The organism is Westiellopsis prolifica IICB1, assembly GCF_004323185.1.
GTDB lineage: Bacteria > Cyanobacteriota > Cyanobacteriia > Cyanobacteriales > Nostocaceae > Pelatocladus > Pelatocladus prolificus_A.
In genome coordinates, this window is the sequence record NZ_NAPS01000001.1 from 2279777 (window position 1) to 2305924 (window position 26148).

At 41.3% G+C, this 26148-nt stretch carries 12 protein-coding genes; 9 read left to right on the forward strand and 3 right to left on the reverse strand.

Annotated elements, in window-relative coordinates; genetic code table 11:
* Window positions 1-105 precede the first annotated feature (105 nt).
* The 8 genes from B4U84_RS09675 (at window position 106) to B4U84_RS09710 (ending at window position 20279) form a co-directional block, all read left to right on the forward strand.
* The gene (locus tag B4U84_RS09675; RefSeq protein WP_131117329.1) at window positions 106-5730 is read left to right on the forward strand and encodes a type I polyketide synthase; all 5625 of its coding nucleotides are present in this window, start codon (window positions 106-108) and stop codon (window positions 5728-5730) included.
* Window positions 5730-8267, forward strand: a complete 2538-nt coding sequence (locus tag B4U84_RS09680; protein WP_131117332.1) for an SDR family NAD(P)-dependent oxidoreductase — start codon at window positions 5730-5732, stop codon at window positions 8265-8267. Before B4U84_RS09675 ends, B4U84_RS09680 begins: the two co-directional genes overlap by 1 nt.
* A 135-nt stretch (window positions 8268-8402) precedes the next feature.
* Window positions 8403-13313 (forward strand): type I polyketide synthase, encoded by a 4911-nt coding sequence (locus B4U84_RS09685; RefSeq protein ID WP_131117335.1) that lies wholly within the window; start codon window positions 8403-8405, stop codon window positions 13311-13313.
* Window positions 13314-13520: 207 nt separating this feature from the next.
* A complete protein-coding gene (locus tag B4U84_RS09690; protein WP_131117338.1) occupies window positions 13521-13811 on the forward strand; it encodes an acyl carrier protein in 291 nt (96 codons plus the stop codon).
* Window positions 13808-15403, forward strand: coding sequence for an alkaline phosphatase family protein (locus B4U84_RS09695; RefSeq protein WP_131117342.1), 1596 nt, complete (start codon window positions 13808-13810; stop codon window positions 15401-15403). Before B4U84_RS09690 ends, B4U84_RS09695 begins: the two co-directional genes overlap by 4 nt.
* Before the next feature lie 339 nt (window positions 15404-15742).
* Entirely contained in the window at window positions 15743-18397 is a 2655-nt protein-coding gene (locus B4U84_RS09700) for an efflux RND transporter periplasmic adaptor subunit (RefSeq protein ID WP_131117345.1), read from the forward strand.
* Between the two features lie 62 nt (window positions 18398-18459).
* Window positions 18460-18981: a hypothetical protein gene (locus B4U84_RS09705; RefSeq protein ID WP_131117348.1), complete on the forward strand. Its 522-nt coding sequence runs from the start codon at window positions 18460-18462 to the stop codon at window positions 18979-18981.
* 98 nt (window positions 18982-19079) lie between these two features.
* The gene (locus tag B4U84_RS09710; protein WP_242677588.1) at window positions 19080-20279 is read left to right on the forward strand and encodes an alpha/beta hydrolase family protein; all 1200 of its coding nucleotides are present in this window, start codon (window positions 19080-19082) and stop codon (window positions 20277-20279) included.
* A 378-nt stretch (window positions 20280-20657) separates the two neighbouring features.
* On the opposite strand, the gene B4U84_RS09715 is transcribed toward B4U84_RS09710, so the two are convergent.
* Both B4U84_RS09715 and B4U84_RS09720 read right to left on the reverse strand, forming a co-directional pair.
* Window positions 20658-21563 (reverse strand): sulfotransferase family protein, encoded by a 906-nt coding sequence (locus B4U84_RS09715; protein ID WP_131117351.1) that lies wholly within the window; start codon window positions 21561-21563, stop codon window positions 20658-20660.
* A gap of 10 nt (window positions 21564-21573) precedes the next feature.
* Entirely contained in the window at window positions 21574-22731 is a 1158-nt protein-coding gene (locus B4U84_RS09720; protein ID WP_242677589.1) for a sialidase family protein, read from the reverse strand.
* 854 nt (window positions 22732-23585) lie between these two features.
* Between B4U84_RS09720 and B4U84_RS31930 the strand changes: the two genes are divergently transcribed.
* A complete protein-coding gene (locus B4U84_RS31930) occupies window positions 23586-23714 on the forward strand; it encodes a hypothetical protein (RefSeq protein WP_278248322.1) in 129 nt (42 codons plus the stop codon).
* A gap of 550 nt (window positions 23715-24264) precedes the next feature.
* Here B4U84_RS31930 and B4U84_RS09725 read toward each other — a convergent pair.
* A complete protein-coding gene (locus tag B4U84_RS09725; protein ID WP_131117357.1) occupies window positions 24265-25746 on the reverse strand; it encodes a hypothetical protein in 1482 nt (493 codons plus the stop codon).
* Between the last annotated feature and the right edge of the window lie 402 nt (window positions 25747-26148).

Here is a 26148-nt window from a genome sequence, read left to right on the forward strand (position 1 = left end):
AAAAATTAATTTATATTTATAGTATTTAAAATTACAAAAATATAAATTATCCTATGTATTTATATGTAAATTGTATCAGCACTTACTTATTCTGAAATATATATCATGAGTCAATTTATCTGTTTATCTATAAGTCCTATTGATCTTGCTCATCCTGGTATAGCTGTCGCTACCAGTCGTGCAGGTGGTATCGGTATTCTAGACACAGAATTTTGTCATCATCCAAAACAAGCAAGTGATAATTTAGACCAACTATTAGCTTTAATTAATCCTAATCAATCTATAGGGCTACGTTTATCAGCTGCTCAGGTTGCTTCTAGCCATGCACTGCTAACACGTCTGAGCAATCAACCTCATTGGTTAATTCTGTGTGGGTGGTATCCAAACACATTAGAAAAAGTTGCCGCATCACTGCCAGCAGGGCGATCGCGTCAACTATTATTAGAAATTACAGATGTCGAACAAGCTCAAGCTTTAAATTCCCACGCACAACAAATTAATATAGATGGCTTGGTGGCTCGTGGACATGAAAGCGGAGGTTGGGTAGGTGAAGACTCCGCTTTTATTTTATTACAGAAACTCTTAAGCATTCAGTCACGACCAGTCTATGTACAAGGTGGAATTGGCATTCACACAGCAGCAGCTTGTCGCGCCGCCGGAGCGGCTGGTGTAGTATTAGATGACCAACTATGGTTGATGCCAGAATCGCCCCTACCCCAGGAATGGCAACGTCATCTAAGTAATCTCAATGGTCAAGAAGCGGTAGTATTGGGCGAAAGGCTCAATCCTGGTTGTCGTGTGTTGTCCCGTCCAGGCTTTCCAGTGATCACCAACCTACAGCAACTTGCCGATCAAATAGAAGTTGAAAACGATGGTTCTGCTGGTGGTGTTCAAAATTGGCAGCAACAAGCGCAAACATTCATCGGTTGGGGTGAACCAGGAAAACTTGCTTGGCCAATGGGACAAGTCGTAGGATTAGCAGCAACATTCCGCGATCGCTACTCCACAACTGGTAAACTGATTCAAACATTACTCCAACAAAGTCAAGAACAACTCAAAATCGCTCAACAACTGCGTCCCTTGGATGCCAATGCACCTTTAGCAGTATTATCTCATAGCACAGAATATCCAATAGTTCAAGGGCCAATGACACGGGTGAGCGATACCGCAGAATTTGCCAATGCAGTTTCCCAAGCCGGAGGACTGCCATTGTTAGCTTTGGCACTGATGCGTGGTTCCCAAGTACGCAGCTTACTGCAAAAAACCCAGGAATTATTAGGTAATCGACCTTGGGGAATTGGGATGCTGGGTTTTGTTTCCCACGCCTTGCGGGAAGAACAAATTCAAGCGGTGAAAGAATTTCAGCCGAAATTTGCTTTAATTGCAGGTGGACGCCCTGATCAAGCAGCCCATTTTGAAGCCCAAGGGATTGCGACTTATATCCATGTTCCCGCCCCACGCTTATTAAAAATGTTTCTGGAACAAGGAGCAAGACGGTTTGTATTTGAAGGTCGCGAATGTGGTGGTCATGTTGGTCCGTTGAGTAGTTTTGTTCTCTGGGAAAGCATGATCACTACTTTGTTAGCAGATGTAGAACCAGGTAAAGAATCAGACATACATATTCTTTTTGCCGGTGGTATTCATGATGCCCGTTCCGCAGCTATGATTTCCGCTATGGCTGCACCCTTAGTAGAACGAGGGATGCGGATTGGTGTGCTGATGGGAACAGCATATTTGTTTACCCAAGAAGCAGTTACCTGTGGTGCGATCGTCCCGAAATTTCAAGAACAAGCCCTAGCATGTAACCATACAATTAACTTAGAAACCGGGCCTGGTCATGCTAGTCGTTGTGTTGTCACTCCCTTTGCTCAAGAATTTTACACCACACGACGAGAAATGCTGGCAGCAGGTAATCCACCAGAGGAAATCAAAGACACTTTAGAAAATTTAACATTAGGACGGTTACGCATAGCTTCCAAAGGATTGCAGCGCACAGCAGATGGTCAGGTGCAAACTGTGGGTGAAGGACAACAACTGACTGATGGTATGTACATGATCGGGCAAGTCGCGACTCTGCGCCATCAAGTATGTACAGTGCGGGAATTACATCAAAATGTATCGGAAATTGGTACTAAGCTGTTAATGTCTGCATTCGTAGAACAAGATGTAGAAGAAGTCAGGACTCGTCCGTCAGATATTGCCATTATTGGTATAGGCACATTATTACCCCAAGCCCAGTATCCCCAAACCTTCTGGGATAACATTCTCCGCAAAGTCGATGCGATTACAGAAATTCCTGCCCAGCGTTGGGACTGGCGACTGTACTATGATCCTGACCGAAACGCCAGAGATAAAGTTTATTCTAAATGGGGTGGATTTCTAGAAGATGTACCTTTTGATCCACTGCGTTTTGGAATTCCACCCAAATCATTAAAATCCATTGAACCAGTACAACTGCTGGCACTTGAGACAGTACGGCGAGCCTTAGAAGATGCTGGCTACGAATCTGGTAACTTTGACCGTGAGCATACTTCGGTGATTTTGGGAGCAGGTGGTGGAATTGCAGATTTAGGTCAACAATACGCTACCCGTTGTGAAATTCCCCGGATGGTTGGCAAAACTTCACCAGAAGTTTGGGAGCGTTTACCAGAATGGACCGAAGAATCTTTTCCTGGCTTATTATTGAACGTCATTGCAGGTCGAGTAGCCAATCGTTTTGATTTTGGTGGTCACAATTTCACAGTTGATGCTGCTTGCGCTTCTTCTTTAGCAGCTTTGGATTTAGCAGTGAAAGAACTCGAAACTGGACGTAGTAATGTGGCGATCGCAGGTGGAGTTGATACTGTTCAAAGTCCCTTTGCTTACTTGTGCTTTAGCAAAACTCAGGCGCTTTCACCACGGGGAAAATCGCGGACATTTGACAAAACAGCAGATGGAATTGTGATTAGTGAAGGTTTAGCCGTCGTTGTACTCAAACGTCTCGCCGACGCCGAGCGAGATGGCGATCGCATTTACGGAGTGATCAAAGCCGTCGCTAGTTCCAGTGACGGTAAAGCTTTGGGGATGACAGCGCCTTTAAGCGCTGGACAAATGCGGGCTTTAAAACGTGCGTACAAAAAAGCTGGGTTTTCACCCAATACCTTGGGGTTATATGAAGCTCATGGTACAGGTACAGCAGCAGGAGATCAAGCAGAGCTAGAAACTGTGATCAGTATTTTAAAGGAAAATCGAGCTACTTCCAAATCCTGTGCGATCGGCTCAGTCAAAACCTCCATCGGTCATACTAAGAGTACAGCGGGAATTACTGGTGTGATCAAAGCCGTTTTGGCACTGCATCACAAAGTCAAACCCCCACATATGAATGTTGATGCACCCCTCGACCCGATAATAGATAGCGAAAGCCCAGTGTATCTACCGAAAGAAGCCCAACCCTGGCTAGCCCATCCCGATTACCCCCGTCGTGCTGGTGTCAGTGCTTTTGGTTTTGGCGGTACAAATTTCCACGCTGTTTTAGAAGAATATCAAGGTAATTGGCAAGCTGTAGCCCCAGGAAGTCATACATGGCCGTGGGAATTATTTGTCTTCCGTGGCGAAGACCGTTTAGCATTGGCTCAAGTAGCCAAATCATTGTTGACAGCTTTGAGTAATGGCGCAGAGCCACGTTTACAGGATCTTGCTTATAGTTATGCTCAACGCGCCCAAACGCAAAAGAACCAAAGTGCTTGTTTGACGATTGTAGCTGAGAGTTTGTCAAAGTTACGCACAGATTTGGAAATCGCGATCGCTTACTTAGAGAATCGTCACTCCCAAACCTTACCACCTCACATTCAGTTTGGTATAGCAGACCCCCAAGCCAATCAAAAAATTGCCTTTTTGTTTCCAGGACAAGCATCACAATATTCTGGCATGGTGCGAGAAGTCGGGCTGTATTTCCATGAAATGCGTCACACTTTCGAGTTTGCAAATCGCCAATTGTGCCAGTATTTTCCGAAGTTACTTAGTGACTACGTATATCCACCCAGTCCTTACAGTGAAGACGCAGAAAAGCAAAACAATCAACTACTCATGGATACCAGTATTGCTCAACCAGCAATTGGTGCAGTGGAAGCAGGTTTTATCGATTTGGCAGCAAGGCTAGAACTAGAGCCAGTAATGGTTGGTGGACATAGCTTTGGCGAGTACGCCGCCCTTTACGCTGCGGGAGTTTTATCCAGAGAAGACTTTTTGAACTTAGCTGCAACTAGAGGACGGGTAATGGCACAAGCTTGTGCGACTTCTGTGGGAGCCATGGCCGCAGTTCAGACTAGCCGCGAAGATTTACTCTTACAACTGCGGGATTTTCAGGGAGTAGTGATTGCTAACCAAAATGCTCCCCGTCAATCGGTCATTTCTGGAGAAAAACAGGTTATTCAACAGGTAGTAAATAGTTTAAACGCTGCTGGCATCACAGCTCGGATGTTGCCAGTTTCCGGTGCTTTTCACTCGCCTTTCGTCGCATCTGCCCAAGCTGCTTTAGCAGTGCCAATTGCTACCGTCACCATGCATTTTCCTCGCATCCCGGTTTACTCAAACTCTACAGCTTGTCCCTACAGTGCAGATATTCATGAAATCCGTAACCAGTTAACCGGACATTTACTTAAACCAGTAGAGTTTTTGGGTCAAATTAATACTATGTATGCCGATGGAGCGCGGATTTTTGTAGAACTGGGATCAAAAAATATTCTGACTAACCTAGTTGGTCAAATCCTTGCACAAAAAGAACATACTGCTGTGTCCTTAGATGGACAAGGGGGAGGATTGCGTGGTTTCTTGATGGCTTTGGGGATATTGTGCGTACGTGGTGTTCATATAAAGTTAACAGCTTTATTTGATGATCGTGATGTTAAAGACCTCAATCTATCCAAATTGGTCGAATTGACACGCAAACCACCTTTACCTGCAACAACTTGGTTAATTAATGGCGGTAGTGCTAGACCACAAAATCAAACAGTTGGTTACACAGGTAAATTACCACCTTTGAATCATGCATCATTATCTGAATCAGGAAAATCTCCACTCCAAACCAAAAAACCAGAAATCCCTATGACTCAACCGGCTATGCAATCCAATTTAAATAGTAATTCATCCCCTTTTCCTGCTCCTGGAAACACACCTCAAAATCAGCCAGCGATAGGAGCAGGTATTTTGCAAGCCTACCAAGCTTACCAAGAAACTATGCGGAAGTTCTTGGCAGTTCAAGAACAAGTGATGAGTCAGTTACTGACTACAACTGCACCTTCTACTACTCCCATACCACAGCGCAGACAAGTAGAAAATCATTTACCAGCAGTCCCACAACCGGCTCCAACTTTCGCCGTTCCACCACTACAACCAGTAACCCCAGTACCAGCACCATTATCTTCTACTCAGCCCTTGAGCGATCGCACCAGTTTAACTCAAACTCTATTGCAACTAGTGAGCGATCGTACAGGTTATCCCACAGATATGTTGGGACTTGACCAAGATATGGAAGCAGAACTGGGTATTGATTCGATCAAGCGAGTCGAAATCTTGGGAGCGCTGCAAAAAAGTTTACCCCAGTCCCTAGCGGCTAGTGTCCAAACACGCATGGAAAATTTGACCCGTGCGAAATCTCTTAACACTATTGTTGAACAAATTCTGGCAATCTCAGCACAGGAGAACAGCCTGGGAAAGTCTCTAACTCAGTTGAGCGCATCCCACGTTACGTGATGCAATCACACTTAGAAGCTTTACCCCCACAGCAGCTGACTTCGCTAACAGGTTTATTCTTAATTACTGAAGATGAACTATCTGTAGCTTCCCATGTTGCCACAGCATTGCAACAAAAAGGAGCTACCACAGCCATCCTCAATACTTCCACCTTAGCTGAACCAGAAAAAATAGAACAGGCGATCGCTCAATTACGACAACTTCACGGTTCTGTCACCGGAATTATACATCTCGCTCCCCTCGCTACCATTGATCTACCCGAAACTCTCGCTGGCTGGCGACAACTCACCCAAATTCAGTCCAAAAGTCTATTTCAATTACTACATCTGTGTGCCGCTGACTTGCAACAAGCAGGACAAAAACAAATCGGTTGTGTAGTAGCAGCTTCTTTACTGGGAGGATATTTCGGTCGTCAAGGTGAAAGCGGTTCTGGTTTACCCACAGGCGGTAGTAATACTGGTTTCCTCAAAACCTTAGTAACTGAATGGCCTGGAGTTCGAGCCAAAGCAATTGACTTTGACACCAGCCTATCTCCTACTAATATTGCCGAGCAGATTGTCAATGAGTTACTCAGTAGTGGTCGTTTAGAAGTCGGCTATCCTCAAGGCGAACGAACCATTTTCCACACTGTAACAGCGACTTTGACAAAGGAAAATCAACCTGCACAGCTAACTCCAAACAATAATTGGGTAGTTTTAGTTACAGGTGGAGTCAGAGGAATTACTGCCGAAGTTGCTCATGATTTAGCAAAATATGGCTTAACACTGGTGATCACAGGAAGAGCCGCAGAGCCAGCAGCAGAAACCGTAGAAACAGCAGGTATTGAAGATATCTCCGTACTGCGACGAGTATTACTGCAAAAAGCGCGGAATTTGGGTTTAACCCCAACACCAATCCAGATAGACCGACAACTACAGAATTTATTACGCGATCGCACCATTACCAACAACCTCAAACAGTTTCGTCAAGCTGGCGCTCAGGTAGAGTATTTCGCAGTAGATGTCAGAAATGCGGAAGAATTTGGTACTGCAATTAACAATATTTATACTCGTTATGGTCGCTTAGATGCGGTGATTCATGGTGCTGGTATCATCGAAGACAAGCTCATTGCTGACAAAAGCTTTGCATCTTTGGAGCGGGTTTTTGACACCAAAGTAGATAGTACCTTTTTGTTGTACCGCTATCTCAGACCAGAATCCCTGAAATTGCTTGTCTTGTTTAGCTCAGTTGCAGGGCGCTATGGTAATCGCGGTCAATCTGATTATGCTGCTGCAAATGAAGTGATGAATCGCTTTGCTTGGCAAATGGATCACTCTTGGTCAAATACACGGGTTGTAGCGATCAACTGGGGTCCTTGGGATACCACCGGTATGGCTTCGGAAGAAGTTAAAAAGCAATTTCGAGAACGTGGTATAATTCCTATCCCCTTAGCCGCAGGTCGTCAGTTTTTTCTTGACGAATTATATTACGGACGCAAAGGTGAAGCCGAAGTAGTTGCAGGGGAAGGGCCTTGGGAAGCTTACGAAGGATCGGGGACAAGGGGACAAGGGGACAAGGGGACAAGGGAGACAAGGGGACAAGGGGGACAAGGGGGACACGGGGAATGGGGAGACACGGGGAATGGGGAACGGATAAGGGCAAATAGTCCGCATCTTTTGTTACCATCTCCACCCCAGCTGCAACCCAACGGTACTGTCACCCTTGAACATACCTTTTCTCTAGCTACTGACCCCTATTTAGAAGATCATCGCTTAGATGGGAAACCTGTTCTCCCTGCGGCGGTAGCTTTGGAGTGGTTCGGTGAATTTGTCCAATCAGCTTGGCCAGAATGGCAAGTTACAGAAGTTTGCCAACTCAGAGTTTTGCGGGGTTTTGTACTGGATTCCCAAGCAGGGAAAAAAGTTTTATTTCAAGCTCGTGCTTCTAGCCATGCTGATTCTGAATCTTTACAGGTAGCAGTAGAAATAGTTGATCCAGAACTTAATCTGCCATTTTATCGAGCTTCTGTGATTCTGCGTCCACAACTAGAAGAACCATTGGCAAGCGAAATTTTACTATTATCTTCCGGACAAAAGCTACAATCTACTGTAGCGTATGATACGTATCTGTTTCATGGTCAACGTTTCCAGTTAATCACAGCCATTGATCGGGTAAATAATGTGGGTATTGATGCCCAGGTTATACCTAGCCGACCGACGGCGTGGTTGAACAGTCAACCTGTGGGTAATTGGTTATTTGATCCTGGTTTGATTGATGTGGCTCCTCAGTTAGGGATTGTGTGGGCGCGATCGCAACGGGGAACTACTGCTTTACCTTCCCGATTTGGTAGCGTCAAGCGTTTTGGTCAATCAATACCCCATAGCCCACTCCAGATTAGCTTGCGAGTCAATCACTTTGATAATCACAGCCTAAATTATGATGCTGTTTTTATCGATGAAAACGGCTATGTACGCTTGTATCTCAAGGATATTGAGAGTACTTGCAACACTGCTCTGAATCGTTTAGCTATTGCAAAAAATAGTGGTCTGTCCGATTAATTTTGCTGGGCTGCAAGATCCCCGACTTTTGAAAAAAGTCGGGGATATGTCTCCTCGTAGTACTCTGTCAACCTAACTTTGAGGGGTAGAGTAGTAAACCGCCAAGACGCCAAGTGCGCCAAGAGAATAGGAAAAATGGGTAATTTTTCTGATATTGCGATTGTTGGTATGTCTGCTTTATTTCCTGGAGCTAAGGATCTGCGTACATACTGGCAAAATATCTTAAATCAGGTGAATGCTGTTCGGGATGCTTCTGAGCAATGGGCAAAGCCTTATTTTGATCCTGAGTCAATGGCAAATGATCGTATTTACACTCGTAAAGGTGGTTTTTTAGGAGATTTGGCGGAATTTAATCCTCTAGAATTTGGGATTATGCCGAGTTCGGTGGATGGTGGGGAACCAGATCATTTTCTGGCTCTGAAGCTGGCGTGGGAAGCGCTGCTGGATGCTGGCTATATTGATCGCCCTTTTAACCGAGAAAAAACAGGTATTATTCTGGGTCGTGGGACTTATATTAATCGGGGCTACAATACGCTGTTGCAACATGGTCAGATTGTAGATCAGACGTTGGATTTGCTGAGGCAATTGCATCCAGATTTAGATGAAACTACTTTACATGAGATTCGCAAACAGCTAAAAGCTAGCTTACCACCTTTCACGCCGGAGATGGCACCGGGATTAGTGCCGAATGTAATTACGGGTCGCATTGCTAATCGCCTCAACTTGATGGGGCCTAATTACATTATTGATGCAGCTTGCGCTTCTTCTTTGATTGCTGTGGAACTGGCGATGAAAGAGTTATTAAGCGATCGCTGTGACATGGTTTTAGCGGGGGGTGTTCATGCTTCCACACCGCCGCAAATTAACATGATTTTCTGTCAGCTGGGTGCTTTGTCTCGCAGCGATATTAAACCTTTTGACAGTGAGGCGAGTGGGACGCTGCTGGGGGAAGGTTTGGGAATTTTAGTTTTGAAACGGTTAGGTGATGCACAAAAAGATGGCGATCGCATTTATGCGGTGATCAAAGGTGTGGGTAGTTCCAGCGATGGTAAGGCTTTGGGACTTTTAGCACCGCGTTTGGAAGGGGAAGTACTAGCTCTCCAACGTGCTTATCAAGAAAGTGGTGTTGATCCGGCTACAGTCGGTATGATTGAAGCCCATGGTACAGGTATTGCTTTGGGAGATCAAACAGAGGTGCGTTCCTTGACCCAAATTTTTGGTCAACGTCAGGAGCAATTACCTAAGTGTGCTTTGGGTTCTGTGAAATCAATGATTGGTCACTGTATTCCCGCAGCTGGTGCCGCAGGGATAATCAAAACGGCGTTGGCATTATATCATAAAATTTTACCGCCAACCCTATGTGATGAAGTTAATCCTGCTTTAGAAATCGAAAAGACTCCTTTTTATATTAATACTCAGGCACGACCTTGGATTCATGGCGATCGCTCTACACCGAGAAGGGCGGGTGTCAATTCTTTTGGGTTTGGTGGGATTAATGCTCATGCGGTTTTAGAAGAGTATTCCAGCCAAGTTGTACAATCAACCAAGTTATTGCACCAACAATGGCCTACAGAATTGCTGTTGTTTTCCGGTGAGCATCGAGCAGCTTTGCTAGAGTCTATTGATCAAATTCAACAAGTTCTGCAAAATCATCCGCAAGTAACTCTGGCGGAAATTGCTTACACTCTATCAAGTCAATCTATCGCTTCCCATCGTTTGGCTATAGTCGCTAAAGATATTCCAGAATTACAGAAAAAACTGAGCCAAGCGGTTGAGAAATTACAAAATTCTGCAAAAAGCAGATTACAAACTCGCAATGGCATTTACTATGCAGAAGTTGGTGTAAATGTCAATCCTGGCAAGACGGCTTTTATATTTCCTGGTGAAGGGTCGCAATATCCTCAGATGCTGGCTGATTTGTGCCTTTATTTCCCGCAGGTACGCCAGTGGTTTGACTTCTTAGATGCGACTTTTAGTGAGAGACGGGCTTGTTTACCCAGCCAGTTAATTTTTCTCGCACCCACCAGCTTAACCCAAACAGAACGTCATCATGCCCAGCAACGATTATTTGGTATGGATGTCGCTTCGGAAACAGTGTTTACTGCCAGCATGGCATTATACGAATTGCTATGTAATTTGGGTGTTCACTGTGATGTCATGGTGGGACACAGCACAGGCGAGAATGCAGCTCTGATTGCTTCTGGTACTGTTCGCTTGTCTGAGCGGATGGAATTGATGTCCAAAATGCGCCATCTCAATCAGATTTACCTCGATTTAGAGATGGGAAACAATATTCCCAAGGGCGCACTTTTGACGGTTGGGGCGATCGCATCTGAGATTTTGCAACAAGTATTAGATGAGTTTGATGGGCGCTTACATTTGGCGATGGATAATTGTCCCAATCAAGTGGTTTTATTTGGTAGTGTTAATGATATTGATGCAGTCAGCAGTAAGTTACAAGCATTGGGTGGTATCTGTACCCGTTTACCTTTTGACCGTGCTTATCACACACCCTTGTTTGCACCTGTAGGAACTGCTTTTCTGGAATTTTACAACGATTTGCAGATTAATTCTGGTTACACACCTGTTTATAGTTGTGCAACTGCGGCACTTTTTCCTGATGAACCGGAAGCAATTCGAGGGTTAGCAGCACAACAATGGTCTAGTCGGGTGCGTTTTCGAGAAACAGTTCTCCAACTTTATGAAAGCGGAGTGAAAAATTTTATTGAGGTTGGGCCTAGTAGTAATTTGACTGGTTTTGTCAGTGATATTCTTCATGGTCGAGAACACCAAGCTATAGCCAGCAACAGTCAACGATTATCAGGTTTGGAACAGATTCAGCATTTGCTAGGACGGCTGTTTGTCAATGGGAATGGTGTGGATACAAGCGCGTTGTACTTGCACCGACAAGTTAACCTTATAAGCCTAGACTCGACAATGCAAGTTGGGGAAACGCAAAAATCTAGCCCAATTTTGGAACTGACAATGCCGATTATGCAGTTGCAACCCGATTTTGTCAATCATGTCCGGGAAAAATTGCAAACAAGCAAAAGTGAGTCTGTTTCTGATTTGGGTGCGATCGCACCAACCCAAGAAGACGCCCAGACACGCAGAACAAGAGACGCGGAGCCATCGCAAGAATTTGAATCACCTGGGTTGACAGATGAACTGTCCCCATTTCCTTTTCCAGAAGAAGAAGAGCAACGCTTATCAATTGTTTTAGATCACTTTGACTTGATGCAAGAATTCCTTGATAGTCAAGCACGGGTGATGAGTGCGCTACACTCTCACCTGGCTGGTGTAGATAATGGGGTAAATGATGATTTTGTCAAGATGTCTTTAGCATTGCCAGATACCAATAATTGGCAAACATCCAGGTTTGATCAAGCTTTCCCCCTATTAGGTGAGATTCTAGAACACAATAGCCAGTATCTTTACTGTCAACGTCGCTTTGATATGCAGCGAGATATTTTTCTCTACGACCATACTATTGGCGGTCAAGTATCTCAGAGGCGTTTAGACTTGTTTCCCTTACCTGTGATTCCGTTCACTGTGAGTATGGAAACCCTAGCGGAAGCAGCAGTTTATTTGCTGGGTAAAGATAAAGTTGTAGTTAGACTTTACGACCTGCGTGGTTATCGCTGGCTAGCTCTTGATCAGGGTGAACTCACTCTCAAGATCAAAGCACAATTACAACCCCAACCAAATCCGCAAACTTGGGAAGTTAAGGTACAACTGTTTCAAGTAGGGGAAAGTAGTACTATCGATCACTTGGTATTTGAGGGTCATGTACATCTAGGACATCAATTTCCAGCATTAATAGCACCATTACCTTTTCACCTTGAGCGACCTGCACCTTCGCGTTGGTCTGATACCGATTTGTACTGCACTGGGATGTTTCATGGACCGCGTTTCCAAGGTGTGAAGCACATTCGCCAATGGGGTTTGCAGGGTATCGAAGCTGATTTGGAAGCGATCGCCATTGAAGATTTCTTTAGTCACACCCAGCAGCCAGTTTTCCAAATTGATGCAGGTTTACTCGATGCTGCTGGACAATTAGTCGGGTACTGGGTTTCGGAGCAGTTTGGCACTGATTTTAATGTTTTTCCTTTCCAAGTACGGGCATTTCATCAGTATGTCTCACCCCTACCACCCAAAAGTGCAGTATTATGTCGCGGCTTAATGCATTTTACTAGTGAGTGGCAAACCGAAGCTAGCTTTGATTTTCTTGATACCACAGGTCGGGTAATTGCTCGCTTGGAAGGATGGCAAGATCGTTACTTCAGTGTGCCACACAGATATTACCAATGTCGCTTGCATCCCCAAATTGCTTATTTATCAGATCCTTGGCTGCAAGCAGAAACTGAAATGATCATAAGGCGGATTGAACCGTTCCCGGAACATTTTCTTGATGATTCTTGGAGTATTTGGAAACGTGTTTTAGCACACCTAATACTTAATGAATCAGAACGAGATTTCTGGTACAATCTACTACAAAAAAGTACAGAACGTACGAATTGGTTGATTGGTTGCATTGCTGCTAAAGATACCATCCGTCAGTGGGCAAAGCAAAACTTTAATTTGCAACTTGCTCCGATTGATATCGAAGTTATCAGCACTACCACAGGTAAACTTGTCGTCCGTTGTCCAGAATTGGAAGCGATGGCGGGAGTTTTACCAAACATTGCCATTAGTCACGCTCAAGGTTTTGTAGTCGCTGCGATCGCGCACTCAGGAAAATCCATCGGTATTCATATCGAAGATTTTGACTCTGTGCATACCGATCATTTAATTGCTACTACCTTCAGTGAATCCGAACTACAACAACTTTCCCCACCACAGCACAGTGACATCATTGGACTGTGGTCTGCAAAAAAAGCCGTAGCTCAAGCACTAGGTAAAGAACTGCAAAACGATCTGACCCAGTGGTTAATCACCCATATTTCCAGCGATGGACAGTGGATTACTGTTAACTATAACAGTGAATCATTTATTGTCCAACTTTGTTATGGCGATCGCCAACTCTTGGCTATCTGTCAATACTAGGGAGCGGGGAGCGGGGAGCGGGGATAAGGGAGTGTGGGGAGATTTATCAGTTATCAGTTATCAGTTATCAGTTATCAAATTAAACTGTTAACTGATTTATGCCCAATGACAAATGACAAATGACCAATGACCAATGACAAATGACCATTGTACAGACGCGATGAATCGCGTCTCTAATGACCAATTACCCATTACCAATTTCTCTTTATGCAAGTCATAGACCTTCCTATTCAATCAACAATGATTGAGATTCTTAAAGACATTATCCAAGACTGGGATTTGGAATCAGATGAGATCACTCTTGAAACCGAGTTAGTAGCAGACCTCAGCTTTGCTTCTATCGATATCATTCATTTTGTTGTTGCTATAGAAGACCATTTCCAGCAGAAATTCGGGTTTGCTCAATTATTAATGCAGGATGGTCGCTATGTTGATGATTTGAGTGTAGGGCAAATCGTGAATTTTGTTTCTAAGCAATTAAACAGAGGGGTTTTATGACAAAAACACTATTTATTGGCTTAGATGGCGCGACTTTTACCGTGATCAATGAAATGACCCGCGACCTACCGGATGTAGGTGTGACGATGCCTTTTTTGAAACAATTTATGGAAAAGGGTGCGCGGGCGAAATTGCTGTCTACTCCCAATCCTTTGACTCCTCCAGCTTGGGTTTCGATTATGACTGGTCGTACTCCGGGAAATCATGGAGTTTATGATTTTATTCGCGCTGAAGAAACAGCTCAAGATGTTTACTTTACGCTATATGATGCCAGAGATATTCGTACAGAAACTATTTGGGCGATCGCTAGTCGGCAAAATTGCACTGTTGTAGCTTTAAACTTTCCCTTCACTGCTCCTCCTCTACCGATTAATGGAGCTTTAGTACCAGGTTTTGTTCCGTGGAAACATTTACGCCGCAACACAACTCCACCAAATTTATACGATCGCCTCAAGGAAATTCCAGATTTTGACCCCAAGGAATTAGCTTGGGACTTTGACCGTGAAAAACAAACTTTAGAGGTAATGACCGATGAGGATTTAGAAAACTGGGTTCGCTATCACATCCCCCGCGATGAACAGTGGTTCCGAATCGCCGAGAAACTTCTCAAAGAAGATAATCCTGATTTAATGGCAGTATTGTTTGATGGTGTAGACAAACTCCAGCACCAAATTTGGATGTTTCTTGATCCTGCTTTGATCAGCGCTAATCCTTCTCCTTGGGAAAAACGGATGCGGGAACTGTGTCTGGAGTATTTCCGCAAGTTAGATAGTTATATTCAACGGTTGGTAGAACTTGCTGGTCCTGAAGCTCAAGTATTTATGGCTTCAGACCATGGTTTTACAGCTACAACAGAAGTGGTTCGCATCAATACCTTTCTGCACGAAAAAGGTTATCTAGCATGGAAGGAAACAGATGATTCCCAAGCGAGTAACAGACGTGAATCAAGTTGGTTTGCCAATCTAGATTGGGATAAAACTCTTGCATACTGTCGTACTCCCTCCAGTAACGGTATCACAATTCGTGTTGCTGAAAAACCAGGAAATCCAGGTATTCAGCCTTCAGAATACGAAACCTTCCGGGAAAAATTAATTCGTGATTTGGAGAATTTCCGAGATCCAAACACAGGAGAAAGGATTATCCAAGCAATTCATAAACGAGAAGATGTTTATTCAGGTGCTGCTATGTATGAAGCACCTGACTTGACTTTGGTGCTACGCGACTATGGTTTTGTCTCCATCAAAAATTATCAACCTGCGGTTGAACCACGCGAGACACCAGCAGGAACTCACCATCCTGAAGGTATTTTCTTAGCAGGAGGATATGGAATTAAATCTAACTATGAAGGAAAGCGGCAAAATGTTGTAGATGTTCCAGCAGCCTTATTATATAGTCTTAATCTTGCGATTCCAGCAGATTTTGAAGGTTATGTACCTGAAGATTTCTTTACTGAATCTCATATGGATTTCAAACCAGTAAAAATTGGTATGTCTACCACAAGTGAAGAAATAAACTTATCAACAGATGATATTAGTGAAGATGAAAAACAACAAATTATTGCTCAATTACAAATGCTTGGCTACATGGAGTAAAAAGTATTTTTCACGAAGTCGGAAGTAGGAAGTCATAAGTCGGAAGTAACCACTTTCGATTTATCACTTCCTATTTCCAACTTTTATCTACGGGTTACTTATTTTGTGTTGGGGTTGAAATCTCGATTAGAAAGCTGTATTTCCGATTTCCAATTTCTGACCGATAATTCCTTGATGGTACAAGAAAGCGGATTTATCCGTGGAATCAATCGGAAATCCAAAATCCAAAATTCCCAAGCCCCCGGATTGATCCGTGGGGTCAATCCAAAATCCATAGACGCGTAAGCGGCTTCTCGTAGAGTAATCTAAAATCCCAAATCGGATGACTTACTACTTCTCATGTATAAACCATTAGAAAACCGCTGGCGTCAAGATTTAGAAATCAAAAGAATTCCCCAAATAGGGAAAAAATCTGTATGTTATCAAGTTAAAATTCCAGAATATAAGCAAATTTTTGAATTTGGTTTAGAAGAATATTTTCTCTGTCAATCAATGAATGGAGTAGTTACTCCTGCGGAAATTGTAGAGAAATTTAAATCGCGTTTTCAAGTTATGATTACTGAGGCAGATTTTTTGCAATTTACTCATCAAATAGCAGAGTTGAATCTACTGGAATCGTTTACAAGTACAGAAAATAGACAAAATGGTCTACAGCAAAAATTACCATTACCAGATATCAGAGAGCAAGAATCTGCTATATCAGCATCTAATTTTAAATTTTATAACAGAGAAAAGAAAAATAAAAAAGAGCAAATTTATTTATGGTATGCTGACCACCCGCATCATTTTTTTGTCATCCTGAAAAATATTTTTCAACCTTTCAGCATATTATTTAAAATCTTAATTTGGGGATTAATACCCGGTATTCCTATTGCTTTTTTAACTTTATTTCATCATCAATTTGACTTTTGGTCTGACTATCTTGATGTCAACAAGTCATCGTCTTATCTTGCAACTTATATATTGAATCTCATTTTCGCATCTCTCACAGCTAAGGTTGCTCAGGGTGTTGTTTTGACATCTTATGGTGGCACAGTTAGCAAATTTGGTATGGTTCTCGCTGGTGGATTTTTACCCCGCTTTTATATTGATAGAGAGGCGATCTGGAACCTCCAGCGTCCAAAACAGCTGTGGACACTAGCAACTCCTGTAATCGTCAGACCTGTTTTATTTGTTTGGAGCATTTTGATATGGTACTTTCATCGTGAAACAGGAACACAATTAAGCAACTATGCACTTCTACTTGCTCACGCTAGCTTTATAGATTTTCTACTAGATGCAAGTCCTCTTTGGCCTTCTGATGGTTATGTATGGACAGCTATTTATTTTCGCTTACCATCTGATTTATTTCAAAGGTCTTTTTTAATTTGGCAGATGCTGCTTAACCGCCGTCCTTTACCTAAATCATTATCTCATAAACAAAAACTAGGACTGCAACTATTTTTGATCGCAGCAGTAATTTTTACATTATTAACGCTCTTTATTATTATATCTTCTACTGCCCATGGTTTAGCAGCAAACTTTTCAGGTCTTTTCGGTAATGGTACAGGTTATATAATTTTCTTCGCCTTGTTGATGCTAGCTTTACGCCAACCAGTATCTAGATTTTGGAAAAACAAAAATAATTCATTAACAAAAACTATGATTACATCAGCAAAAGAATCCGCATATCCAAATGAAAAAATCAGTAAATCTTGGATTAGTACAGTTTTCAAAGGACTAACTATGGTTGGTGGTGGTGTAGTTCTTTTATTACCATATCCTTACCGTTCTGGTGGTCAAATTAAATTAACAACTTCCAAACAACAGCAAATGCAAGCTGAAGTGGATGGAAAAATTACACGAGTTTTTTTTAAGGGTGGTGACGGTACTTGGGTAAAAGCGGGAACTGTTGTTGCGGTGATGGAATCTCCTGAAGTAAACAATGAATTTTCTAAAACACAAGAGCAGATAAATTCTCGACAAGCCAATTTAAGAAAACAACAAGCTGAATTGAGTCAACTGCTATCTACTCCTAAAAAAGAAAATGTGGATTTAGCTCAACAGCAAGTAGAAGTTGCAAAACAACAAATGGAAACTTCTAAACAAAAAGTAAAAGTTGCCGAACAACAAATAGAAGTTTTTAGAAAATCACTTCGGACTGCTATTAGTAAATCAGAATTTAGCATTCGCGAAGCTGACAGATTTAAGTATTTGTTACAACAAGGTGCTTATTCTCAACAACAATATGAAGATGCTGATAGACGTGCGACAACAGAAATTAACGCAGCTGAAGAAGTTAAGCAGGATATAGAAAAAGCAAAACAAAGTTTACAAGAAGCCAAAGAAGATGTGTTAGTAAAATTACAAAATGTCAGACAAGCGGAGGCTAATTTAAAGCTAGTGAAAAGTGGTCCATATCCACAGGAAATTGAAGCCGCTCGTGAAGAAGTAATAGCAACAAATGCAGAAATTCAACGTCTCAGACAAGAGCTAAAGTATCTTAGTAATGAAATGAGGCGTACTATATTAAAAATGCCATTTGATGGATATATTGCAACCTCAGAATTACAGCAAAAAGTGGGTAGGTATCTGGATAAAGGTGATACATTTGCCACTGTAGAAAATTCTCGTAGTGTTTATGGAGAACTACAAATACCCGAATATGAAGTAAGTGAAATTATATCTAATGGAAAGGTTGAAGTGAAATTATCTGCATATCCAAATGAACCTTTGATTGGTCGCGTAGTTTCAATTCAACCTGTGACAACAACTGATGACTCATCGAACAAAACTTCTACTAGTGCAGAATCAGATAAAACAGTAGAATTTTCAAATCCAAATTCTGGTCAAGTTGTCAAGGTAGTAGTAGAGATTCCCAAAACGGAGAAGATATTAAAAACAGGGATGTCTGGATATGCAAAAATTGAGGGTAAAACTATGCCAGTTATCCTTGCTTTTACCCGTCCAATTGTACGATTTATCCAAATTGAAATGTGGTCATGGCTACCTTAATTTCTGGATATGAGTTGAAAATTTTTCTAGAAATTTAGATAAATGAAATTTTGGAGGTAGCTATGAATATCGAGCGGATTTATGGTTCGAGTAGCTTAAAGGAGATTAAACAACGACAAGAGCAAATGGAATATCGTAGACTCTGGCTGAAAACTTTAATAGATGAGATTCAACTAGAAATTGAAGCACTTCCATACTTGAAAGATCAAATAGCTCAAAAAAATAAAAAAACTACTTCGAGAGCAAAAATATTAGGATTTATCCAAGGAATAATATCTAATTCTGAAGCAGAGGTGATAGAGGAAAATAACAAGATTTATAATCGAGGCACTATGCTGGAATTTATTGATGAACTATCTGATTTAGCTTTGGAAGCTGATCTAAACTTGACAACATTAGCAGATATTGAAAAATATGAAGAAAAACTTAATTCCCGTGCATCTTGGTTGAAACATTTATTAAAGATAACAGAAAGAGAATTAAATTTTATTTCTATGGCAGAAGAGCAAGATCAAAATAATGATAATAATATTGCTGACATTAGCGATAGCTCGAAAATGATTTTTAAAATGCTAAGTTCGTAAGTTTTAATCATCAATAGTTTTATAAAAAAATATAAAATATATTCATAAAATAGAGCAAAGATTTGTTATTCCTTTAGCTATCTTATCAGGAAGTAAATGTGAAGAATAAAGTTTTATTCAAAGTACCAATTGCTCGATTTTTTGCCCTATTTATGCCAATAGCTTTATTGATATCTCCGACTGTGACTGGTTGTTCTGATAAATTGAATAATAATCACGTGTTTGCTCAATCTTCGCCAACCTCACAAAGCGATCGCCCTGATATAGCATCTACATATATATCTAATCAGGCTTCTTACAATGTGGCGATCGCAGATAATCTAATACTCACAGATTTACGGCGTCAGCGTCAAATACCCATCAAAGTTTCTTATCCAGAAGCACAAGGCAAGTTTCCCATAATTATATTCTCTCATGGAACCGGAGCTTCCAAAGATGACTACGCTGCTTTAACCCATTTTTGGGCTAGTAAAGGATATATCTGCATTCAGCCCACTCATGCAGATTCTATTGCTTTGAAAAAGCAACAAGGAGAATCTACTAACTTTAACGAAGCTGTTCGCGAAATTCTCACCGATTCCCAAGCATGGAAAAATCGCACTGCTGATATATCTTTTATTATTAGCGCTTTGAGTGGACTGGAACTGAAAGTACCTGAGTTAAAAGGTAAAATGGATAAGCAACGTATTGGTGTGGGTGGTCATTCCTATGGCGCTTATACTGCTCAGTTGATTGGTGGAGCTACCATTGATATCCCAGGAGAAACGAAAGGCCAAAGTTTCACAGATCCGCAAGTACGAGCGATTTTGTTACTATCTCCTCAAGGAAGCGGCCAGCAGGGACTGACTCGCAACTCTTGGACAAATCTCAAGCTACCAATGATGATGATGACTGGTTCTAGAGACAGAGGCGCTCAAGGACAGGGGCCAGAATGGAAAGAGGAACCATTTAAATATTCTCCTGCGGGTGATAAATATCTGGTTTTCATACAAGGAGCCACCCACTTCTCCTTTAGTGGTAGACTTGCTCAAGGCGGAGACGAAACTCAAACTCAAGCTCAAAGGCGACCCGGTTGGAGACTACGAGAACGCTTCGGTGTTGGACAAAGTGGTGGTTTGGGGGTTCGCAGACGCTTTGGTGGCGCTCAACAACAAGAAAATATCTTCAATTATGTAAAAGTTGCTAGTGTCAGTTTTTGGGATGCGTATTTGAAACAAGATACTCAAGCTAAGAATTACCTAAAATCTGATGGATTAAAGGCACAAAGTAATGGTGATGTTTCCATTTCTTCCAAGTAATGTTACTATAAGAACATTTAGTGATGCTATTTGCTTGATAAATCCCTTGTCACAGCATTAACACACTAGCAACAAACTATTGGCACACCAGGGTGATATTACTTGTATTTGATTCAGTGCGATCGCACCGATCAAATACATAATTATTTTTCGTAAAAGTGGTTCTCTCCTGGAAATATACAGGAGAGAATTTTTTATTTTTAGTTTGTAGTAATACCGTTTCTTTGTGAAGCTGCGCCAAATTTTTTAATCTCTTATTTCTTGGCTACAACCCCCAATCCAAATTGTGGGGTTTTGTAGACATAAATTTTGTCCCAGACGCGATATATCGCGTCTCTACAGGATCTGTATTTGTATCAGATTTTTTGTGAAATGGTATTACTCATATCCGAATTCTTGAGCCATCTTGATAACTTCAGGGGTAAAGCCTTGATTATCTGGACGCCAAGGTAAAGCTCCCTCAAGATGGCTAGGTTTGATGGTAGAAGCACGATAAGCAGGTGATTTGAGAAAGTTGGGGTCATTTCCTAATTGAGCGCCGTAGGGTCCCAAACAAGCATAAGGAGAGTTTTCGGGATGCAACATGACCTCATAGATTGAATCATCCCAGGAAACATTTAACCATTTGCATAGTTGTTCAAAATGTGAGCGAGGATCACTTAACAAATCTTCTCCTCGCAAACGCATTTGTTGTTGAACAGGAATAGTACTTAAAAACTCCAAAATATTGCACTGCATTTTGTACCAAGAAACTTGAGGATCAACAGTAGGTGGGTCTGTAGAATAGTCAATAGAATTAGCAACTATAGCCATTAACCCATCAGCAGTATTCATCATGGATTTTCCTTGGGTTTTGGGATGACGCACAAGATGCAAATAATAAGCATTGGGAAAATAGTGGCGCATCCGGTTGAGAATATCTAACTCAGTTGAGTATGCCGGACTTTTATCTACAATGCGTAATGGTGCTACTTTGCGGCTCAGTTCTAGATATACTTCTCCTGTAGTTAAATGCAGCCTAGTTAATACCCAACGCCGTGCCATTTCTACTGATAAAATAGTTTGCTCACCTGCGTAGAGTTGGGCAACAGTACGCAACAAACCATGCATTTGAAACTGACGTATCCCCTTTAATCTATCTAACAGTTGTTCCAGAGTTTCGGTAATGAATAAATTTAGTTCTGGCATCCCGTAAGCTTCGGGATGCTGACCTAGCATAGCGCAAATCAAAGACGTAAAAGAACGTGGGGAACCCAGAATAAATAGAGGTGGAGGTACGGACATTAACACAAATTTAATTTGGTACTACTGGTTCTCTAGAAAGCTTCAAATTATCAGTAGTAATACTATGATTCAAAGCTTGAGATGTAGTGTCTAGTTTCAAATTATAGTAGAGTAATCTTTGTTTGCCATCCAGCACAAATTGTTGAAGAAGGGGAAGCCATGATCCTACTCTTGTTGGTGCTTCAATTCTTGGACGTGTAAATTCTGCTGATGTGTTCAGAGACTCTTTTTTGGGATGTACTAACAGTGTACTAGTAGGGAAAGTTTTACCATAATCGGAGCTTTGCAATACTCTCACAAAACTCTGTTGATTATATGAAATCAATAATCTATTATCACCTGATACAGTTGCTTGCACATAAGCAACCGAAGAATCATTTGTCAGTATTCTGGGAGTATCCCAGCTTTGATTTTGCCGATCAAATCTTAGATATAATAACTGTCCTTGATCTCGTGTGGGGACATGGATATTTTCGAGTTGATCAACAACTACATTGAAATGACTAGCATAAGGGTCTCTATCGGAGCCTGGTTGATGCTGAAATAACAGCTGTTCTGGCCAAGGTGTAGTTAATGACCAGTCATTCATCCGATATGCCCAGTTAATTGTATCTTGATTTGTATAAACTACACCCATCCTATCTGATAATCTGACTAGCTTTGCGCTTTTTGCTCTTGATGAGTTTACTGTTCCTAGAGTTAGTCCAGTATCTTGCCATGATGCACCATTAGTAGTGCTATATGAAGTTTTTATTTCAAACTGATTTGTTGTTAAATTCTGGCGAATAAAAGCAATCCAGAAGCGATTATTATTATCTACTGCTATAGTTGCATTGCTAGCGATATAATTAGCATCTTCATAGACTACGTTTGTTTGAATGGGTTGCCAAGTCTTATTTGTTGCATTGTAATGGAGGATGGAAAAGAAGATTTTACCTGTAGGGGAACTATAAGTTATAAATAGGTTACTGTTAGACAAAAACCCATCAGGAGTTGACTCTTCATTGGTATTACTAATTGTACTCATAGCTTTCCATGTAGCACCATAGTCAAAGCTAGAATAAAGCACCAAGCTACTATTTGTTGAATTATTACCCTCGTTAATTATTAAATGCATTCCACCATCTTCAGTCAACCACATACGTTCTTGATGTCTGTAGGAAATCATTCGCTCTGAAGAACTCTGAAGATTAGTAACCTTCCCCGCAATAACATTCGTATTACTCTGTGAATACTTTGCTTTTTCTAGTGAAAATTTATGGTTTTTAGTTGAACTAAATGCTGGATGATAAGGAGATAAGAGTAGTAATACACTTACAAAAACTAACGTATTTTTTATTTTCATTTCTGGTTTTGATTCTGCCAATTTTTAGGTCTATATAGTAGCTGCACCTATGTCAAACAATTTTGAATTTTAGATTACTGTTTGAGTAGATGCGATAGCGTCTACTGATATCTTGCGCCAGATTTTCATCCCGCCAATAAATCAATTTATTGGCTAATAGCTAAAGTCAGATAAATCTGACTAGGAAAGTGTTTGAGTCCGTTGCAACCGACTTGTGCTATTGCTGCTAAAATTTATTCTCTGGCGGAATATGAGTAGGTGCAAGATATCAGTCAATGGAAAATGGAATTGACCTTCAGGATTTATCCTCAAGCCCAATTTGTGAATGCAACATTTTGTACAAGCGATCGCACCAAAATTTCAAAACACTTAATTGATGCTGTTGCTTTATACTGCTTGATTTAGAACAGAATCTAAAATTTGCTCTTCAATGCTAAAGTTTATACCTAATTAAACAAAATTCCGCTAAAGCTTTTTTGAGAGTAATAAAGATTACATAAATATTTTGCCGATATTTGCACAGACCGTTGGAGTAATCTTTGAACGATTCGCTACTTAGCCCGCAAATGAAACTTTTTCTGAAACAAACAAATCTGCTAAGTTAGTCGGCAGGAATAAACCTAACTATATTACAGAAAGTAAATAACCCTAAAATCCTTACCAATGACCAATGACCAATGACCAATGACGACCCCAAGGAGTTAGCTTTATTTGCTGTAATTGACGTTAATCCTTCTAGACTCGGTCATTACTCTTTGGAGTGCGATCGCACTCTAGCTGATAAGTACCTATGCAAAATTAATTAGACATTTTTTATTCTATATCCTTGATTTGCCAAACCAAAGAGGCAAACGAGATATATAAATAATTTTGCTTAACTACTTAAAAATGATGATACTACAGGCTAATCTATGCTCAAACTGTTAGGTTATAACTCTTCTTACTACTTTGAGAATAGTTATAACCTACATTTTTATTTAGATGAATAATGCTTTATCTAATAGACATTTGGTGAATATAGAAGAAGAGCAACCCCAATCACTAAGGGAAGTAATCCACCTTTTACATTGAGTTGTTCAGTTTGAGATAATTCTTCAATGTAGCGGTTAGCTTCAGGAATATTAAGGTCAGAGATTTTTATTTTCATAATACAAAAGAGAAAACTATACATCTAACTGTTTTAAATTAGTCTAAATAAAGCCAAGAATACAACTATATCAACTAATTTTTTGAGACTTAATTCAAATTATTATGTCTTCGGTTGAAGTGATTTTCCAATGTGTAGAGACTAATAGGTGCAACGTCTCTACATGCCTAAAATTATGACGAAAAATTCTTAACACCAAGCGTATTGCTTTATAAGTCCCAGTCGAATTTTCCTTGCCAGACTTCCAATCCACCATCAGGATTATCTACATATATCCATTTTCCATCTTTTTGGACTGCTACACGCGGGCCAAAAGGATTGGCTGTTCCGATGAATAGACCATGGGGAGTGGAAATAAAGTTACGGACTCCAAAATTATAGACATTGCCAAATCCTTGTCGAGTGACTGGTAGCCAGTTTTCGCCATCAAAGCTGCGCCATACTTCAAAACCACCTTGATGCTTGACGATTTCTTCTAAACCAACTCGGTTTAGGATTCTGACTGTTTTTTCTGATCTACCTTCTAAGGAGACATAACCCATAATATCACTCCAATCCATAGTCCCTGTGTACAGCCAACCATCATGTACTCCCATTCTCCAGAGATAGCCATTACATAGACTATTGAATCCAGCTGCTAATCCACTTAAAGGAGATTTACCATCATTGCGGATGTCTCCCATAATCACATCCCAAGAACCATCATGGTGAATTCTGATCAGTTCAGCACCAGCTGGGCCTATTTTGTTGAGATGATCGTAACCACCATTTTGAATGCCAGTACCCACATATAAGGCATCTTTAAAAACCATCATGCTGGTGGCAATTTGATTTAGACTACCACGACCTGCACCGTTAGAGATCACATTAGTCCAATGATAAGGAGGTTTTCCTTCTGCTTTGGTACGCCAGATTTGGAAACCTTTATTGTTAACAGTTCCAGCATAGAGATAATCTCCGAAGGGGTATAACTCGAAAATCGTGCGATTGTCAGGATCTCCAAAACTGCGATCGCTTGCAGCATACCACTCTCCTTTGGCAGGATCGCTACTTTCATAAACTTGAGTGACTCCAGACGTATTAGGATTTCCTCCCGCTGCACCGGTGGGAGCAGTAAATAAGCGTCCCTTGAAGGGAATTAATAAGCGCAAACTGGTAATTGGTAGACCCACTAATCCGGGTTCTGAGACAATCTCAAAGTTTTTACCCTCGACCGTACGCATGATTAGCGGGCCATTGGCACGAGACCTTGACCAAGTGCTAACGTATAATCCTGGTTCTGGGTCTGATTTGCCTTGAAATACTGCCATCCCACGATAGCCAAGGTCACGACTGAATTCATCCCCTTCTTTACCGAAGGTCATTGGAGCCTGAAAAACTCGTTCCCAATGTTTGATGACTGGATTGTAGCGCCAGATTTCTGCTCGCGCCCAAGTTAGTTCAAATTCTGGTGAATAAACTGTATGAGGACATTCAACAGGCCAAACGTCTATGTTCACCTGTGGCATACTATGACGGATCAGACAAAAATTGGCACGAGTTGTTCCAACATACAAGTGTCCATTAAACCAAGCCATGGAATGAGCATAAGCATTATTTCCATCGCCAAAGCCGTTTTGGCAAATTTTACGGAAGTTAGCTTCACTTAATCCGGGGTTTGGTTCTGGATGAAAAATTCGCACCTGAGTCATCCTCTAACAGGATTTTGGATTTTGGATTTTGGATTTGAGAAAACGGAATTGATATCAAGTTCGGATAATTTAGTTATACTTCCCACAGTCATTGCACCCCACCCCCAACCCCTAAGCGCACGCGCTTATGGGCGGTTTTGACGTTAGACAAAACCGGGGTGGGGTTCTCTGGGAATTATAAGTAATCAAGCGAACCTGATATGATTCCACAGAGGATAGAATTGCAAGACATACACAGTTCCTTCAGGGACTGCGTAAGATTTGATTCTTAATAATTTTTCAACATCTGAATCAATACCACAGGATAAAAATCAGAAAATCCTCTAGAAGCAGCCGATGTATTAACATTGCAAGCCGATACATTAACATTGCAAGCCGATACATTAACATTGCAAGCCGATA

Coding starts and splice junctions, on each gene's coding strand:
- B4U84_RS09700 (WP_131117345.1), top strand. CDS start 15,743: ATGTATAAACCATTAGAAAACCGCTGGCGTCAAGATTTAGAAATCAAA.
- B4U84_RS31930 (WP_278248322.1), top strand. CDS start 23,586: ATGACCAATGACGACCCCAAGGAGTTAGCTTTATTTGCTGTAATTGAC.
- B4U84_RS09705 (WP_131117348.1), top strand. CDS start 18,460: ATGAATATCGAGCGGATTTATGGTTCGAGTAGCTTAAAGGAGATTAAA.
- B4U84_RS09685 (WP_131117335.1), top strand. CDS start 8,403: ATGGGTAATTTTTCTGATATTGCGATTGTTGGTATGTCTGCTTTATTT.
- B4U84_RS09675 (WP_131117329.1), top strand. CDS start 106: ATGAGTCAATTTATCTGTTTATCTATAAGTCCTATTGATCTTGCTCAT.
- B4U84_RS09695 (WP_131117342.1), top strand. CDS start 13,808: ATGACAAAAACACTATTTATTGGCTTAGATGGCGCGACTTTTACCGTG.
- B4U84_RS09715 (WP_131117351.1), bottom strand. CDS start 21,563: ATGTCCGTACCTCCACCTCTATTTATTCTGGGTTCCCCACGTTCTTTT.
- B4U84_RS09680 (WP_131117332.1), top strand. CDS start 5,730: ATGCAATCACACTTAGAAGCTTTACCCCCACAGCAGCTGACTTCGCTA.
- B4U84_RS09690 (WP_131117338.1), top strand. CDS start 13,521: ATGCAAGTCATAGACCTTCCTATTCAATCAACAATGATTGAGATTCTT.
- B4U84_RS09720 (WP_242677589.1), bottom strand. CDS start 22,731: ATGATTTCCTACAGACATCAAGAACGTATGTGGTTGACTGAAGATGGT.
- B4U84_RS09725 (WP_131117357.1), bottom strand. CDS start 25,746: ATGACTCAGGTGCGAATTTTTCATCCAGAACCAAACCCCGGATTAAGT.